We start from the raw sequence: 15,214 nt of genomic DNA on the forward strand, positions 1-15,214 counted from the left end.
CGATGGTGAGCTTGGCCTTGGACAGCCTCGGGGCGACGGATTCGGCGAGGCCGAACCGGCTCGCGGCGGACGTGATCCCCGCCGCCTGGGACGAGGCAGCCCGGCGCGGCGCCGGCACGGTGCGGTTCGAGAACGTCTCGAAGACCTATCGCTCCGCGGGCGGCGAGGTCCGCGCGCTGGACGACGTCAGCCTCGACGTTCCGTCCGGGGCGATCTTCGGCATCATCGGCCGCTCGGGCGCCGGCAAGTCGACCCTGCTCCGAACCGTCAACCGGCTGGAGGAGCCGACCTCGGGCCGGGTGCTGGTCGACGGCGAGCCCATCGAGGCCTTGAGAACGGTGGGCCTCGTGGCCCTGCGCCGCCGCATCGGCATGATCTTCCAGCACTTCAACCTGCTGTCCGCCAAGACCGTCCGGCAGAACGTGGCCCTGCCGCTCAAGGTGGCCGGGATCAGGCCGGCGGAGATCGCGCGCCGGGTGGACGAGGTGCTGCGCCTCGTCGGCTTGGAGGGCAAGGCCGACACCTACCCGTCGCGCCTCTCGGGCGGGCAGAAGCAGCGGGTCGGCGTCGCCCGCGCCCTGGTCAGCGACCCCGAAATCCTGCTCTGCGACGAGGCGACCTCGGCGCTGGACCCGGAGACCACCCTGTCGATCCTCGGCCTGCTGAGGGACATCAACCGGCGGCTCGGCCTGACCATCATCCTCATCACGCACGAGATGAGCGTGATCCGCGAGGTCTGCACCGACGTCCTGGTGCTGGAAGCCGGGCGGGTCGCCGAATCCGGGCCGGTCTGGCGGGTGTTCGGCGCGCCCGAGCACCCGGCGACGCGGGCGCTGCTCGCGCCGCTTACCCGCGACGTGCCCGACGAGCTGGCGCAGCGGCTCCTGCCGCATCCCGTGCCGGGCGCGCAGGCCGTGCTGCGGATCACCTATTCCGGACGGTCCGCGCCCGACCTGTCGGCCCTCGTCGCGGCGACGGGCGGCACGGTCCGGCTCCTGCAGGCGGGCGTCGAGCGCATCCAGGGGCACGCCGTCGGCCGCATGCTCATCGCCGCCGAGGGCACGGAGGCGGAGGCCCGACTGAGGGCCATCGGGGAAACCGTGGAGGGGATCGGCTATGTCGCCGCAGATGATTGACCGCCTCTGGCAGGCGGCGTTCGACACGATCTTCATGGTGGGCGTGTCGGCAGGGATCGCGGTGCTGGCGGGCATCCCGCTCGCGCTGTTCCTCGTCACCTCCGGGCCTAACGGCATCTTTCCGGCCCCGCGGGCGAACCGCCTCGTGGGCGTTGTCGTCAACGGCTTCCGCGCCGTGCCCTTCATCGTGCTGCTGGTCGCGCTGATCCCGTTCACCCGGCTCGTCGTCGGGACCACGATCGGCGTCTGGGCCGCCATCGTTCCGCTGGCGGTGAGCGCGACGCCGTTCTTCGCGCGGATCGCCGAGGTCTCGCTGCGAGAGGTCGATCCGGGACTGGTCGAGGCGGCCCAATCCATCGGCTGCCGACGCCGCCACATCCTGCTCCACGTGCTGCTGCCCGAGGCCCTGCCGGGGATCGTCGGCGGCTTCACCATCACCATCGTCTCGATGATCGGCGCCTCGGCCGTGGCCGGCGCGGTCGGCGCGGGCGGGCTCGGCGACGTGGCGATCCGCTACGGCTACCAGCGCTTCGACACGACCGTGATGTCGGTGGTGATCGCGATCCTGATCGTCCTCGTCTGCCTCGTGCAGTTCACGGGCGACAGCGTGGTGCGGAGGCTTCGGGCGCGATGACAGGCGCCGCCAAGCAGATCCGGCTCAACGCGTTCAACATGAACTGCGTCGGCCACATCAACCACGGCCTGTGGACCCATCCGCGCGACCGCTCGGCCGAGTACAACACCCTGCGCTACTGGACGGACCAGGCGAAGCTTCTGGAGCGCGGCCTGTTCGACGGGATGTTCATCGCCGACATCCTCGGCGTCTACGACATCTACGGCGGCGGCATCGGCGTGACGGCGCGGGAGGCCGTGCAGCTGCCGGTGAACGACCCGACGCTGATCGTTCCGGCCATGGCGGCGGTGACGGAGCACCTGGGCTTCGGCATCACGCTCAACGTCTTCGCCGAGGCGCCCTACACCTTCGCCCGGCGCCTCTCGACGCTGGACCACCTCACCGGCGGGCGGGTCGGCTGGAACGTCGTCACCGGCTACCTCGAGAGCGCCCACCGCGGCCGCGGCGAGGCGCTTCCGGCCCACGACCGGCGCTACGATTACGCCGACGAGTACCTGGAGGTGCTCTACAAGCTCTGGGAGGGAAGCTGGGACGACGCGGCGGTGCGCCGGGACCGCGAGGCCCGCGTGTTCAGCGATCCGGCGCTGATCCGGCCGGTCTCCCATCGCGGCGAGTTCCTGTCGGTCGACGGCTACCACCTGTGCGAGCCCTCGCCGCAGCGGACGCCCGTCCTCTACCAGGCCGGCGCCTCCGGCCGCGGCCGCGCCTTCGCGGGACGGCACGCCGAGTGCGTCTTCATCTCGGCGCGGGACAAGGACTCGGCCCGGGAGGCCGTCCGCGCGATCCGCGCCGAGGCCGCCGCCGCGGGCCGCGACCCGCAGGACGTGAAGGTGTTCATCGGCATCGCCGCCATCCCCGGCCGCACCCGTGCCGAAGCGGAGGACAAGCGCGCCGAGTACATGCGCTACGCCAGCGCCGAGGCCGGGCTCGCGCACTTCTCCGCCTCCACCGGCATCGATTTTTCCCGCTACGGCCTCGACGAGCCGATTTCCTACGCCCCCGGCAACGCCATCCAGTCGGCCACCGCGGCCGCGGCCAAGCGCGGGCTGACCAAGCGCGACCTACTCTCGGAAATGGGCCTCGGCGGCCGCTACGCGGTGTTGACCGGCGACGCCGTGGCCATCGCCGACGAGCTGCAATCCTGGGTCGAGGAGGGCGAGGTGGACGGGTTCAACCTCAGCCGCATCGTCGTGCCGGAAAGCTTCTCCGACTTCATCGACGTCGTGATCCCGGAGCTTCAGGACCGCGGCCTGTACAAGACCGGCTACGCGCCGGGCTCGTTTCGGAACAAGCTGTTCGGCCAGGGCGACCGCCTGCCCGCCCGCCACGCAGCGCAGGCCTACCGCAGCGCCGCCGCCGTCACGGGCTGACGGCCGGCGCGACGGGTCAGATGCCGACGCGGCCGAGGCCCGGCAGCTTGAGGCCGGGGCGGCGGATGTCGAGGCCCGCGACGGCGCCGAGGAGGTTGACCTCGAAGCCCTCGACCCAGCCGAGCGTCAGCCCGAGATAGCCGCCGAGGTTGATCCGGAACCCGGTTCCCGACGGCGTGAGGCCGACCCAGCGGCCGTCGTAGGGGAAGTCCTTGCCGATCGCCGTCGCCGGCAGGCTGGCGCGCATCTCCGGTACGGCGCTCATCACCGCGGCCACGAAGGTGTTCGAGTTCGGCCCGGGCCAGAGGTGGTAGTCGCCGAGCTTGGCATAGCGGTAGGTGGCGATGGTCTCGCGGATGCGCGGCAGCATCTGCTCCGCATCGGCCCCGTCGGCGGCGAAGACCAGCTCCGGCACGCTGCCGAACCAGCGCCCGTCCGGCACGAAGCGGTCGACCCAGATCGGCATGCCCCAGGCGGTGTAGTCGAACCGCCGGTAGGCGCGGTCGCCCGCGCCCTTCACGACGATCCAGCTGTGGCTCGCGATGATGCCGCGCCAGCTCACCGTCCGCGCCGAGAACACCCGCACCACGGCCGCCGGGTTCTGCGCCGCCGGCGGCAGGAGGCCGGCGCTCGACCGGTCGGCGGTGCGCCAGTCGGCGACGTCGTTGCGCAGGTAGTAGAGGGCCGCCGACACCGCGATCGGGGCGAGGAATACGAACACGAAGACGAGGAGGGCGATGCGGAGCACGCGGGTCGGGTCCGGGACAGGGCGGGAAGTTCGGATCTAGGGACGGCGCCGGGCGGTTGGCAGAGCGGTGCGGCGTCATCGCGCCTCGGTTGGTCGGCCGGACGGCATCACCCCCACCGGCCTGGAATCCTCGCATGTGGTACCTTTACGGCGTCGTCCTGCTCGCCGGGATCGCCAACGCCATCCAGCCCGGACAGAACGCGGCCTTGGCCAAGGGCTTCTCGCAGCCGATCACCGCCGGCCTCGTCGTCGGGATCACCACGGCCACCACCGTGCTCGTCGTCGGCCTCGTCACCGGCCGTCTGTCCTGGCCGTCCTCCGGGGGGATGGCGTCGATCCCATGGTGGGGCTGGTTCGGCGGCGTCTTCGGCGGCGGCATCGTGATCACGCAGCTGCTGATCGCCCGCGAGATCGGCGCCGGCGCCTTCCTCGGCCTGCTGGTGACGGCGGGCGTCGTCACCTCGGTGCTGCTGGATCACTTCGGCTGGGTCGGCTTCGCGGTGCATCCGGCGACGCCCTGGCGCATCCTCGGCGGCATCCTGATGGTCGGCGGCGTCGCCCTGGTCGCCCTGTTCTGAGGAATCGCCGGCGCGGTCGGGTCAGCCCGCCTCGTCGGGTCGCGCGCCTCGAGCGAACGCCGCGCGGAACCCCGGCCTGGCCAGGGCGGCGAGGACGTCGCGCAGCGCATCGGTCCGCTCGCGGCCGAAGGCGGCCTCGAAGCGCGTTTGCGCGTCCTGCCAGAGCGGGATCGACTGTTCCAGCTTCGCGGCGCCGAGATCGGTGAGCGCCACGCGGCGGACGCGGCGGTCGGCCGCGTCGGGGACGAGGCGGAGATACCCGTCGCGAGCCAGCGGCTTCAGCGTATGGCCGAGGCCGGACAAGTCCATCACCATGGTCTCGGCGAGCTGTCCCATGGTCGGGGTGCCCAGCGCGCGGACCGTCACGAGCAGGCTGTGCTGCGTCGTGCGCAGGCCGCACGGCGCCAGCACCTCGTCGTAGAGCTGCCCGATGTTGCGCGTCGCCTTACGCAGGGCGGCGTTGCTGCACCGGCTCCGATGGGTGCCGGAGGCGACTTCCACATCGGTGCGGGCTCGCACACCCTTCGCCATCGTTCGCCTCGTGTCGGCCGGCTTGCCGACGATGCCCAGATACCATGACCGAAGATGCAGGCATATGCCTGCGTTTAACTGCGCTCCGATCGGACCGCTGGGTCGGGCCGCGGTAACCGGCTCCGGATGCGGACGCCTCCGGAGCCTGGGATGGCTCAGCGCGGGCGGCGACCGACGCCGCCGCCGAAGCGCCGGCCGACATAGGCGATGAGCTTCGGCACGATGAACGCCGTGAGGAGCTTGCGGATCATGGGGGCTGTCCTGTTCGGTGGGTGTCAGCGCGTGGGACGCAGCAGCCAGCCGGCGGCGAAGGCCACGGCGGCGAAGGCGATGAGGGTGGTGGCGCGGTTCTCGTCGGCGTAGCCGAGGGCCTGCCGGCCGTAGGTCTCGCCACGGCGACGCGCGTCGCGGGCGTAGCGGCTGCCGTCGTCGACGAGCGATTCACCGCGGCGCCGGGCCTCGCGGGCAAGGTGCGTGCCGTCGTCGATCAGGTCCTCGGCCCGGTCTCGGGCGCGACCGTAGGCGTACTGCGCCCCGCCGGCCACTTGGTCGACGGCGCCGCGGACTTGACGGCCGGCGTCGCCGGTGAGGCCGCCGAGGGTGGTCTGGGCGCGGCCCTTGAGGTGGCGCTTGGCGCCACGGAATTCATCGCGGTTCATGGTCGGGCTCCGTCGGTGAGGGGTGAAAAGGGGGGCGGGACGGCGTCGTGGGCCGTCCCGCCACATCGGGTCGGGCGCGTCGCGGGGACGCGCGCGGTGATCAGAACTTGCTCTTCACCTTGTCGGCGAGGTTCTGGGCGCCGTCCTTGGCGTCGCCGACGATCTTCTGGGCTTCGCCCTTCAGCTCCTGCGCCTTGCCTTCGGCCACGAGCTTGTCGTTGCCGGTGACGTTGCCGACGCCCTGCTTGACGTTGCCGACGGCCTCGTTGGCCAGGCCCTTGATCTTGTCGGTGGTGCTGCTCATCGAACGTGCTCCTGTCTTGGGTCGATCGGAAACCGGCCCGATCCGACCGGCGGGATGCCGGCCCCGGCGTACCGGGGCCGAAGGGGCGAGGTGGGGATCAGGCGCGGCGGGTGGTGCCGTAGGCGACAGCCGGGCCGACGGCGCCGAAGCGGCCGCCGAGGAAGCCGGCGAGCGCGCCGAGGATCAGCGCCAGGGCGCCGTAGAACGCGCCCTGGGTGGCGGCGCTGCGGGTGGCCTCGGCGGCGACCTTGGCCTTCTGCTTGGCGTCGGCGACGGCGGCGTCGTACTGCTTCTCGTAGTCCTGGATCTGCGCCTTGGCCTGGTCGGCCGGAATGCCCTGGGCCTTGGCCAGCGCGTCGGCGGCGCGGTTCTCGGCCTGGGCCTTCTGGGCCGGGTCGCCCGAGAGCAGGGCGCGGACGGCGGAGGCGGCGGCGTCGCGGAGCGCCTGCGGGTCCTGGCCGGCCGCCTGCTGGCGGACGGTGTTCTCGATCCCGTCGAGCGGGTTCGAGATCTTGGACAGCGAGGGCGCAGCCGCCTGGGCCGCGGTCTGCACGGTGCCGCCGACGAGCGAGCCGGCGCCGCCCAGCGTGCTGGTCACCGCGCCGAACGCGCCGCCGACGATCCCGCCGACGGCGGAGGTGAGCAGGTAGAGCACGACGAGGGTGCTCACCGCCCACGACACCAGGCCGTGATAGCCGGCGGTGGCGGCGACCGGCTTGCCCGAAAGGCGGCCGGCGAGGAAGCCGCCGACGAGGGCGGCGACGATGCCGGACCCGACGAACCAGAGGCCGGCGCCCATCGACAGGGTCGAGGCGGCGGGGTTGTCGGCGGCGGGACCGCCGACGCTGGACAGGCCGATGCCGACGCCGACCATGTTCAGGATCACCTGGGCGACCAGCGCCAGGACGGCGCCGGCGAAGATCGCGCCCCAGGAGGCCTGGTGCAGGTGGACGGTCGAGACGGCGCTCGCCGAGGGTGCGGTGGGGATGGTGGAGGTTGTGGCCACGATGGACTCCGAAAGACTAGACGCGACGAGGACGGGTGTCAGCGGCGGGAATGGATGAGGAGGGCGAGGCCGTAGCCGACGGCGCCGGCGATCATCAGGGCGACGAAGGGGCTCTCCTCGACCTGGTGGCTCACGGCCCGACGGCCCTGGCGCAGGTAGTGGCCGCCGTTCTCGTAGGCGTCCTCGGCGTAGTCCGCGGCGTCGTCGGCGACGTTCCGGACGGCGTCCTTGGCTTGGCCGTAGAGGTTCTCGGCCGAGCCTTGCGCTTCGCGAAAGCGGCCTTCGACCGAGTCGTTGCGCGACCCGACGAGGTCGCCGACGGCGCCCTGTGCCCTGCCGACGAACTCTTTCGCTGCGCCGGTGACGCGATCCGTATCGACCATGATGTCCGTCCTGTTCTGAGAGGGTGTGGAGACGTGTGCGGCGCGTCGCCCGGGCTACGACATGCGCGTGGACCCGGGCTTCGCGTCGGACTTCGAAAAACGAGGTTCGGTGTGGCCCGCGCGGTTCTGCCCGCGTTCGGGCCGGACCTGCGGTTCTGGGTGCGTTGGTTTCGCTGGGCACGATCCCGTCCGATCGAACGCGCGGCGTGATCCGCACAGGTTCGAGGGGACGGTTTCGGCCCGCGCTGTTCTTGCTCCGGTGCCGTACTGTCGTTGCGCTTGGTGGGGTGCCCTTCCGGTGCTCTTTGACCGAGCTTGGCCTCAGCTTCGGGTCACCTTGGAGATGGTGGCGTCACCTCCGGAGGCAATGGTACGAAAGTACTGGTATTCTGATTTATTCATTTCGGGATCGTTGCCGGCAGGTTGTGCTCCCGCGCCCATACGATCACCTCGGAGCGCTTGTGCAGGCCGAGCTTGCGGTAGAGCGCGGCGGTGTGGTTGCGGACGGTGTTGCGCGACAGGTTCAGTCGCTTGGCGATGGTGTCGTCGCTCAACCCCGCGCAGACGAGGCCGAGCATCTGCCGCTCGCGCACGGTCAGGCTGAGGGTCGGGTCCTCGGCGGTCTCCGCCCCCGGATGACGCAGGCTCGCGAGCTTCTCGATCAGCCCGCGGCTGAACCAGGACGTGTCGGCCATCACCGCCTCGATCGCCTCGAACAGGTCGCGCTCGGAGCGCTTGCGGTCGGTGATGTCCTGCAGCACCGCCAGGACGAACGCCTCGTCGTTGATGGTGACGCGCTCGGCGGAGACGAGGCAATCGAGGTCGCCGGCGCTTTCCGCGTGCAGGCAGGTCTCGAGCCCGAGCACGAAGCCGGTACGCATCACGGCGCCTTCGAAGCGCAGGCGGGCCGCATCCTTCGTCCAGAGGCCGATCTCGTCGGGCGTGCGGCCCACCACTCGGTCCTGCCCGTAGCCGAAGACGCGGGTGAAGGCCTCGTTCACGCCGGTGATGGCGAAGCCCTCGGCCCGGCACAGCATGGTCGGCACGGGCGTCAGCTGGAACGCCTTGGCGAAGCGCTCCTCGCTCTGGCGGAGTGCCGTCTCGGCCTTCTTGCGCAGCTCCAGGTCGGCGAAACTGAACAGCATGCACGGCTCGTCGCCGAGCTCCATCGGCTGCCCGGCGACGATGACGAAGCGGGTGCCGCCATCCGGCAGCTCGAGGCAGGCCTCCATCTGCGGGATGGTGGCGCCTTCGTTGAGGCGGGAGATCGCGAGGTCGCGGCTGCGCGCCCCGGCCAGCACGTCGACCTCGTAGACGCTGCGGCCGATCACGGCGTCACGGGTGTAGCCGGTCATCTCGAGGAAGCCGACGTTCACCTTGACGTGGCGCAGGTCCGACAGCCGGCAGATCACGGCCGGCGCCGGGTTGGCGTTGAAGGTCTTCTCGAACCGCTCCTCCGCCTCGAATTGCGGGGTTACGTTCTGGAGGATCAGGGCGAGGCAGCTCGGCGTGCCGGAGGCGTCCGTCACCACAATGCTGCGGAGCGAGTGGACGAAGTCCACGTCCGGCTTGTCGGTGCGCTTCACGTCGACGATGACGTCGTGGAAGGTCTCGCCGCGCACCACGCGCTCGATCGGGTATTGCTCCGGCAGACGGTTGTTGCGGTAGCGCAGGGAGAACCGGGCGCGATACGCATCGACCGTCTCGCCGAGCTCGGCGAGGTTTTCGGCGCCGTGCATGGCGAGCGCCGCGTCGTTCGCCCAGACGATGCTCTGGTCGGGCTCGACGAGGATCACCCCTTCGGTCAGGCCGGCGATGATCTGCCGGAGTTCCGATCTGTCGACGCTCGCGGTCACGGGTGGGTGTGGTCCTGGGAAAGGATCGTCCCAGGGTGGACGATCCCGGCGGCAACCGTTGCGCGAGCAACTGGTTCCCACTTCCCGTCGATTTCACTGGTACGATCGTCCCGTCACCGTAGTCTTGATCGCTGGTGCAGCCGGCTCAGGACCGGAACGGCGTTCAAGTTGGGTGGACGCATGCGCTTCCAGGCCCCGCCGCTCGGCCGCATTCCGCAGCGATGAGAGATGTGGCGTCCCCGGCAGGGCTCGAACCTGCGACCCCAGGTTTCATACCACTTCGGCTTTCGCCGCCGCGGGCGGGTGCCCGCGTTCGTGGCCTGGACTATCCCTTCGCCGTAGGCGCCCGAAGGCGCCCTTAGGTGCCGCCCGTCTAGTCTCTACACCTTCCCGTGCATGGCACTGCGCGGGCTTGGCTCGGGATCGGCAGGGTTCCGGCGACCTGAATCGCCGGGACCGGAAGCGTTCCCCGAATTTGAGCGGATCCGCCGCGCGGTTTCCCGATGCGGCGCCCAATTTGCGTTTAGGAAACCTGTGCTCTGTCCAGCTGAGCTACGGAGACGTACCGATCGTTTGTACCATCGTCGCAGCGCGAGTCCACCCGGAACCCAAAGCGGCCGACCTGTTGCCAGCCTGCGCTGGGCGGAGCGGCCCGATCCGGGGCATGCTGTCCTTAGGGATTCGCGGTGTTCCGATTGGGGCGCGGGAGGCGGGGCGATGGGAAGGACGGGGCGGATGCTCGTGGGCGTGGCCTGCGCCACGATCCTCGGCGCCCGCTCCTGCGCCTCGGCGGCACCGCGATCCGGGGCTGGCGAATGCGTAGCGGGGGCGGCGCGGGCCGACACCCTGTCCGCGGTCGAGCCCCGCGGCGAGCTCGTGCTCGCCTCCGGCGCCCGTGCGGTGCTCGGGTCCCTGCGCTGGCCCGACGACCCGGAGGTCGCCAAAGCCGCGGCCGACCGGCTGACGGCTCGGCGCGGCGGCACGCTCACCGTCGTCGCCCGCGGCGAGGCCGACCGCTGGGGACGCGTGCGGATCGACGCGGTGGCGGAGGATGACGGGATCGACCTCGCCGGCGACCTCGTCGGCGCGGGGTTGGGTTTGGTGGACGCCGGCGAGGGCGACGCCCTGTGCCGCCCGGGACTGCTCGCGGTCGAGGAGACCGCGCGGCGCGCCGGGCTCGGGCTCTGGCGCCATCCGCCGATCGAGGCCGGGGACGGTGCGGCCCTGCGGGCGGCGGCGGGCCGGTTCGCGGTGGTCCAGGGCACGATCCGCCACGTCGGCGAACGCCCGAGCCGGAGCTACCTCGACTTCGCGGGGCGGGGCGAGGATGGGCTCACGGTCACAGTGTCGAAACGCACTTGGCGCAGGATGCGCGAACATGGTTTGAGTGCGGATCGGCTCAAGGATGCGCGGGTGCGGGTGCGCGGGGTCGTCGAGATCCGTCGTGGGCCGACCCTCGAGGTCGCGGTGCCGGAGACGATCGAAGTGCTGGAGGCGCCGACGGCGGTCGCCGGCGTGGACGGGGAGCGGGCGCTGCGGCGCTGAACGGCATGATGGACGGCAGGACGCAGGGCAGAACGGAGATGCGGCGGGGCGGAGCGGCGGCGCGCCGGCCGCTGGCGCTCGCGCTGCTGCTCGCGCTCTCGGCCTGCGCCGGCGAGCAGACCGGCTCGGTGCTGGTCCCTGCCGTCGTCGCCGTGCCGCCGGAGGCGCCGCGCACCACCGGCCGGCCGGCCAACGTCACCGATGCCGACCACACCAAGCTCGTCGCCTCCTTCGGCGGGGAATACCGTGCGCCCGCGACCCTGCGCCTGCTCACCGAGGTGACCGACCGCCTCGTCGCGGCGAGCGACCGGCCCGATCAGACCTACGTGGTGACGCTGCTCGATTCGCCCGTGGTCAACGCCTTCGCCCTGCCGAGCGGCCGCCTCTACGTCACCCGCGGCCTGGTGGCGCTGGCGAGCGACACCTCGGAGATCGCGGCGGTGCTCGCCCACGAGATCGCGCACGTGACGCTGAACCACGCGACCGCGCGGACCGAACTCGAGCTGCGCTCGCAGCTCGTCAGCCGCGTGGTCGCCGACGTGCTGAACGATCCCGCCACCGGCGCGCAGCTGCAGAGCCAGTCGCGCTTCGCCCTCGCCCGCTTCTCCCGCGAGCAGGAGCTGGAGGCCGACGCCGCCGGTGTGCGCACGCTGGCGAAGGCCGGCTACGACCCCTACGGCGCCGGCCGCTTCCTCACGGCGCTCAACCGGACGCTGGCGCTGAAGGCCGGCGGCGGCACCGCGGCCGAGCCCGACATGCTCGCGACCCATCCGGGCACCACCGAGCGCATCGGCCTCGTCACCCGCGCCGCGCGGCGCACCGGCGCGCCCGGCATCGGCGTCGACGACCGGGCCGTCCACCTCGCGGCGGTCGACGGTCTCGCCTACGGCGACAACCCCGGCGAGGGCGCGGTGCGCGGGCACCGCTTCGTGCATCCGAGCCTCGGCATCGCCTTCGAGGTTCCAGACGGCTTCTCGATCGAGAACACCCGCAACGCGGTGCTCGGCACCACCAACGAGGGCAGCCGGCGCCTGCTGTTCGACCAGGTCGAGGCCAAGGACGGCCAGGGCCTCGACGCCATCCTCAAGGCGACGTGGAACGACGCGATCGACCCGGCCTCGATCGAGGTGGCGCCGATCGCCGGCCACCCGGCGGCGACCGCCCTGTCGCGTGGCAAGGACTGGACCTTCCGGCTCGCCGCGATCCGCGTCGGCGAGACCACCTTCCGCCTGATCATGGCGGCCAAAGGCGCGACCGACCCCGACCCGGCCTTCCGCCGCTGGACCGCGAGCCTCGCTTCGGTCTCCGCCGCCGAGACCGCCTCGCTGAAGCCCCTGCGCCTGCAGGTCGTCGCCGCCGCGTCTTCGAGCGCCGAGGACCTCGCCCGCCGCATGGCGGTGCCCGACAGGGCGCTGGATCGGTTCCTGGTGCTCAACGGCCTCGAGCGCGGGGTGCCGCTGAAACCGGGCCAGAGCTACAAGGTGGTGGTGGAGTAGGCGGGCGCGCGCCGATCGGGGCGTCGAGGCCTTGCAACCGATACGCCCTTCGCGCGAAGCCCCGGTCGGGGCCACATGCAGGACGCGCACGCCATGATCCGCTTCTACTACAACCTCTCGCCGAACCCGATGAAGGTCGCCCTCTGCCTGGAGGAGACCGGCCTCGCCTACGAACCAATTCCGATCGACACCCGCCGGGGCGAGCAGTTCGCGGAGACCTACGCCGCGATCAACCCGAACGCGAAAGTGCCCGCACTCGTCGACGGCGACGCGACGGTGTTCGATTCGAACGCGATCCTGCTGCATCTGGCCGAGAAGGCCGGGGCTTTCCTGCCACACGGCGAGGCGGCGCGGGGCGAGATGCTGTCGTGGCTGATGTTCGTCGCCACCGGCATCGGGCCGTTCTCGGGCCAGTGCGTGCACTTCCGTCACTTCGCCCCCGAGGCCGAGCGGACGGGCTACGCCGCCGAGCGCTACGTGTTCGAGGCGCGGCGCCATTGGAGCGTGCTCGACGCGCATCTTTCCGGCCGCAGCTTCGTGCTGGCCGAGTACGGCATCGTCGACATGGCGGTGTGGGGCTGGGCGCGGATGCTGCCCTTCATCCTCGGCGAGGACGCGATCCTCGAATTCCCCAACGTGAAACGGCTGCTCGACACGGTAAGCGCCCGCCCCGCTGCGCAGAAGGCGGAAAGCCTCAAGGGCCGCCACGCGTTCAAGGCCGAACTCGACGACGAGGCCCGGCGCTTCATGTTCCGGTCGATGAAGGTGATCTGAGGAAAAACCTTATCCTGACCTCGCCCTCATCCTGAGGTGCCCGCCCCGGCGGGCCTCGAAGGAGGGGGCCAGGGATCGCGGTGAAGTCTGGAAGGCTCCTTCGAGGCCTTCGCTTCGCTGCGGCGCCTCAGGATGAGGTCGCGGGGTGAATGGGCTCGTCTGATCGATGCGCCCCGACAGGCGACGGGGTGACGGGGCTACGCCGCCACCAACGCGCCCATCGACATCGATTCCTTCTTCATCAGCTCGCGATAGAACCCGTCGAGATGGGTGAGCTTGTCCGGCGAGCCGTCCTGGATGATGCGACCGCCCTCGAGAACCACGATCCGGTCGAAGTCCTTCAGGGTCGAGAGCCGGTGGGCGATCGCGATGACGGTGCGGCCCTTCATCAGGTTGGCGAGCGCATGGCGGATCGCCTCCTCCGATTCGGCGTCGAGCGCCGAGGTCGCCTCGTCGAGGAGCAGGATCGGCGAGTCCTTGAGGATGGCGCGGGCGATCGCGATGCGCTGGCGCTGGCCGCCCGAGAGCTTGACGCCGCGGTCGCCGACGATGGTGTCGAAGCCCTCCGGCAGGGCGTTGATGAAGTCGGTGCAGTGGGCGGCGTCGGCCGCCTTCCACACGTCCTCGTCCGAGGCTTCCGGCCGGCCGTAGCGGATGTTCTCGCGAAGCGTGCGGTGGAACATCGACACGTCCTGCGGCACGACCGTGATCGCCTCGCGCAGAGATTCCTGCGTCACCCGGTCGATGTCGTGCCCGTTGATCAGGATCTTGCCGCCCTTGGCCTCGTAGAAGCGCTGGATCAGCGAGAACAGGGTCGACTTGCCGCCGCCCGACTTGCCGACGAGGCCGACGCGCTGGCCGGGCTCGAGCACGAGGTCGAAGTCGGTGAAGACCGAGCGCCCGTCCGGGTAGGCGAAGGCGACGTGCTGGAACTCGATGCGCGCGCCGGACCCTGAGAGCGGCACGGCCTCGGGATGGTCGATCAGGTCGTGCGGCTGCAGCAGGGTGTGCAGCGCCTCCGAGAGGCGGGCGGTGTGCTGGGTCGCGTCGACCAGCGCCACGGCGAGGTCGCGGGTGGCGGCGAGGATGCGGATGCCGAGGGTGCAGACGAGCACCACCTGGCCGTTGGTCGCCTGGCCCGCCTCCCACATGGTGATCGCCCAGTAGAGCAGGCCGAGCACGGCGAGCACGGTGAGGACCGCGTGCACGATCCGGAGCTTCTCGAGGTAGAGCAGCGAGGAGCGACGAGCGCGCATCTCCTTGGCGATGGTGCCCTCGAAGCGCACGCCCTCGCGCTTGAACGCCGAGAAGGCGCGGACCAGCGGCATGTTGCCGACGAGGTCCACCATCTCGCCGTCGACGCTGGCGGCCTTGGAGGCGAAGTCGTGGTGCAGCGGCTTTCCGGCCGCCGCCATCTTGAACATCAGCACCACGACGGCGGCGAAGATGCCGGCCAGCACGAGCGCCATCGTGAGGTTGACGCTACCGATGTAGAGGATCGAGCCGAAGGCCGCGACGCAGGGCGGCATCACGTTGAACACGAACATGTTCTCGACCGTGAAGATCGCGTTCGAGGTCGCGGTGATGCGCGAGGCCAGGGTACCCGGCTGCCGGTCGGCGAAGAAGCTCGGCGAATGCCCGGTCATGTGCCGGAACAGGTCGCGGCGGATGTCGCCGGTGACGCCGACGAAGGTGAAGGACCCGACGAGCGAGGCCACGCGCCAGAGCATGTTGTCGGCGGCGATGAAGGCGATGAGGATCGCGAGCGCCCCCCAGATCAGGTGCGCGTCGGGTCCCTTGCTCAGCGCGTCGACGACGCCCTTCAGCGCGTAGTCGGTCGAGACCGAGAACCCGACGGCGCCGAGCACCGCGACCAAGATCACGGCGTGCGGCAGGGCCCGGCGCCGGAGGTAGCGGCCGACGAAGGCGAAGGGCCGGTCGGCGTATTGGCAGAGGTCTTCCATCGCGATGAGCATCTCGATTTCAGGCGACGCGGAGGGCCGGCGGAACGGGGAGGGGCGAAGGGGCGGACAAGCGTGCGAACGAAGCAATGGAGAAGGGTGCGAACGGAGGGGCGGGCGACACGGTGTACGCGTTGGCGGACGGCACGGCGACGAGACGCGAATAAAAATCAGCGCCGGCGGGGCAACGCAACAGCCTCGTCGACCGTTGCGTGAGCCCCAACCTACGCCGC

15 protein-coding genes are annotated in these 15,214 nt (G+C 71.0%); 7 read left to right on the plus strand and 8 right to left on the minus strand.

What is annotated here, in order from left to right; translation table 11 throughout:
* The first annotated feature begins 2 nt into the window (after window positions 1-2).
* The 3 genes from MFF13_RS16955 to MFF13_RS16965 are packed head-to-tail and all read left to right on the plus strand — an operon-like array spanning window position 3 to window position 3,140.
* A complete protein-coding gene (locus MFF13_RS16955) occupies window positions 3-1,136 on the plus strand; it encodes a methionine ABC transporter ATP-binding protein (RefSeq protein WP_373322567.1) in 1,134 nt (377 codons plus the stop codon).
* Complete coding sequence (locus MFF13_RS16960; RefSeq protein ID WP_147750651.1) at window positions 1,117-1,770, plus strand: methionine ABC transporter permease; 654 nt, start codon at window positions 1,117-1,119, stop codon at window positions 1,768-1,770. The genes MFF13_RS16955 and MFF13_RS16960 overlap by 20 nt, the downstream gene beginning before the upstream one ends.
* Window positions 1,767-3,140: an LLM class flavin-dependent oxidoreductase gene (locus MFF13_RS16965; RefSeq protein WP_147831229.1), complete on the plus strand. Its 1,374-nt coding sequence runs from the start codon at window positions 1,767-1,769 to the stop codon at window positions 3,138-3,140. Before MFF13_RS16960 ends, MFF13_RS16965 begins: the two co-directional genes overlap by 4 nt.
* 16 nt (window positions 3,141-3,156) lie before the next feature.
* Here the strand turns inward: MFF13_RS16965 and MFF13_RS16970 are convergent, their stop codons facing one another.
* Window positions 3,157-3,888, minus strand: coding sequence for a DUF3750 domain-containing protein (locus MFF13_RS16970; RefSeq protein ID WP_147831227.1), 732 nt, complete (start codon window positions 3,886-3,888; stop codon window positions 3,157-3,159).
* A gap of 134 nt (window positions 3,889-4,022) precedes the next feature.
* Here MFF13_RS16970 and MFF13_RS16975 point away from each other — a divergent pair, with 134 nt between their 5' ends.
* Complete coding sequence (locus MFF13_RS16975) at window positions 4,023-4,466, plus strand: DMT family transporter (protein WP_147750654.1); 444 nt, start codon at window positions 4,023-4,025, stop codon at window positions 4,464-4,466.
* Window positions 4,467-4,487: 21 nt separating this feature from the next.
* Here MFF13_RS16975 and MFF13_RS16980 read toward each other — a convergent pair whose 3' ends face one another.
* The 6 genes from MFF13_RS16980 to MFF13_RS17005 all read right to left on the minus strand — a co-directional run bounded on the left by MFF13_RS16980 (window position 4,488) and on the right by MFF13_RS17005 (window position 9,205).
* Window positions 4,488-4,997 carry a MarR family winged helix-turn-helix transcriptional regulator gene (locus MFF13_RS16980; RefSeq protein ID WP_147831223.1) on the minus strand — a complete coding sequence of 170 codons (510 nt, stop codon included), beginning with the start codon at window positions 4,995-4,997 and terminating at the stop codon, window positions 4,488-4,490.
* Between the two features lie 275 nt (window positions 4,998-5,272).
* Entirely contained in the window at window positions 5,273-5,656 is a 384-nt protein-coding gene (locus MFF13_RS16985; RefSeq protein WP_147831221.1) for a CsbD family protein, read from the minus strand.
* 100 nt (window positions 5,657-5,756) lie between these two features.
* Window positions 5,757-5,960 carry a CsbD family protein gene (locus tag MFF13_RS16990; RefSeq protein ID WP_147831219.1) on the minus strand — a complete coding sequence of 68 codons (204 nt, stop codon included), beginning with the start codon at window positions 5,958-5,960 and terminating at the stop codon, window positions 5,757-5,759.
* Window positions 5,961-6,057: 97 nt separating this feature from the next.
* The gene (locus MFF13_RS16995; RefSeq protein WP_147831217.1) at window positions 6,058-6,966 is read right to left on the minus strand and encodes a PhnA-like protein; all 909 of its coding nucleotides are present in this window, start codon (window positions 6,964-6,966) and stop codon (window positions 6,058-6,060) included.
* 38 nt (window positions 6,967-7,004) lie between these two features.
* A complete protein-coding gene (locus MFF13_RS17000; RefSeq protein WP_147765095.1) occupies window positions 7,005-7,349 on the minus strand; it encodes a CsbD family protein in 345 nt (114 codons plus the stop codon).
* Between the two features lie 398 nt (window positions 7,350-7,747).
* Window positions 7,748-9,205 (minus strand): helix-turn-helix transcriptional regulator, encoded by a 1,458-nt coding sequence (locus MFF13_RS17005; protein ID WP_147750659.1) that lies wholly within the window; start codon window positions 9,203-9,205, stop codon window positions 7,748-7,750.
* A 735-nt stretch (window positions 9,206-9,940) separates the two neighbouring features.
* Between MFF13_RS17005 and MFF13_RS17010 the strand changes: the two genes are divergently transcribed.
* The 3 genes from MFF13_RS17010 (at window position 9,941) to MFF13_RS17020 (ending at window position 13,020) form a co-directional block, all read left to right on the plus strand.
* The gene (locus tag MFF13_RS17010; protein ID WP_238272574.1) at window positions 9,941-10,750 is read left to right on the plus strand and encodes a thermonuclease family protein; all 810 of its coding nucleotides are present in this window, start codon (window positions 9,941-9,943) and stop codon (window positions 10,748-10,750) included.
* Window positions 10,751-10,788: 38 nt separating this feature from the next.
* Window positions 10,789-12,246: a M48 family metalloprotease gene (locus MFF13_RS17015; protein ID WP_238272575.1), complete on the plus strand. Its 1,458-nt coding sequence runs from the start codon at window positions 10,789-10,791 to the stop codon at window positions 12,244-12,246.
* A 93-nt stretch (window positions 12,247-12,339) separates the two neighbouring features.
* Window positions 12,340-13,020, plus strand: a complete 681-nt coding sequence (locus MFF13_RS17020; protein WP_147831209.1) for a glutathione S-transferase family protein — start codon at window positions 12,340-12,342, stop codon at window positions 13,018-13,020.
* A gap of 197 nt (window positions 13,021-13,217) precedes the next feature.
* Here MFF13_RS17020 and MFF13_RS17025 read toward each other — a convergent pair whose 3' ends face one another.
* The gene (locus tag MFF13_RS17025; RefSeq protein WP_147831243.1) at window positions 13,218-14,984 is read right to left on the minus strand and encodes an ABC transporter ATP-binding protein; all 1,767 of its coding nucleotides are present in this window, start codon (window positions 14,982-14,984) and stop codon (window positions 13,218-13,220) included.
* Window positions 14,985-15,214: the final 230 nt, after the last annotated feature.

The organism is Methylobacterium cerastii, assembly GCF_022179125.1.
In the GTDB taxonomy this organism is placed as follows: domain Bacteria; phylum Pseudomonadota; class Alphaproteobacteria; order Rhizobiales; family Beijerinckiaceae; genus Methylobacterium; species Methylobacterium cerastii.

Excerpts from the sequence above, each read along its gene's own strand:
- MFF13_RS16965 (WP_147831229.1), top strand. The coding sequence starts at position 1,767 with ATGACAGGCGCCGCCAAGCAGATCCGGCTCAACGCGTTCAACATGAAC.
- MFF13_RS16955 (WP_373322567.1), top strand. The coding sequence starts at position 3 with ATGGTGAGCTTGGCCTTGGACAGCCTCGGGGCGACGGATTCGGCGAGG.
- MFF13_RS17010 (WP_238272574.1), top strand. The coding sequence starts at position 9,941 with ATGCTCGTGGGCGTGGCCTGCGCCACGATCCTCGGCGCCCGCTCCTGC.
- MFF13_RS17020 (WP_147831209.1), top strand. The coding sequence starts at position 12,340 with ATGATCCGCTTCTACTACAACCTCTCGCCGAACCCGATGAAGGTCGCC.
- MFF13_RS16990 (WP_147831219.1), bottom strand. The coding sequence starts at position 5,960 with ATGAGCAGCACCACCGACAAGATCAAGGGCCTGGCCAACGAGGCCGTC.
- MFF13_RS17015 (WP_238272575.1), top strand. The coding sequence starts at position 10,789 with ATGCGGCGGGGCGGAGCGGCGGCGCGCCGGCCGCTGGCGCTCGCGCTG.
- MFF13_RS16980 (WP_147831223.1), bottom strand. The coding sequence starts at position 4,997 with ATGGCGAAGGGTGTGCGAGCCCGCACCGATGTGGAAGTCGCCTCCGGC.
- MFF13_RS16960 (WP_147750651.1), top strand. The coding sequence starts at position 1,117 with ATGTCGCCGCAGATGATTGACCGCCTCTGGCAGGCGGCGTTCGACACG.
- MFF13_RS16975 (WP_147750654.1), top strand. The coding sequence starts at position 4,023 with ATGTGGTACCTTTACGGCGTCGTCCTGCTCGCCGGGATCGCCAACGCC.
- MFF13_RS16985 (WP_147831221.1), bottom strand. The coding sequence starts at position 5,656 with ATGAACCGCGATGAATTCCGTGGCGCCAAGCGCCACCTCAAGGGCCGC.
- MFF13_RS17025 (WP_147831243.1), bottom strand. The coding sequence starts at position 14,984 with ATGGAAGACCTCTGCCAATACGCCGACCGGCCCTTCGCCTTCGTCGGC.
- MFF13_RS17000 (WP_147765095.1), bottom strand. The coding sequence starts at position 7,349 with ATGGTCGATACGGATCGCGTCACCGGCGCAGCGAAAGAGTTCGTCGGC.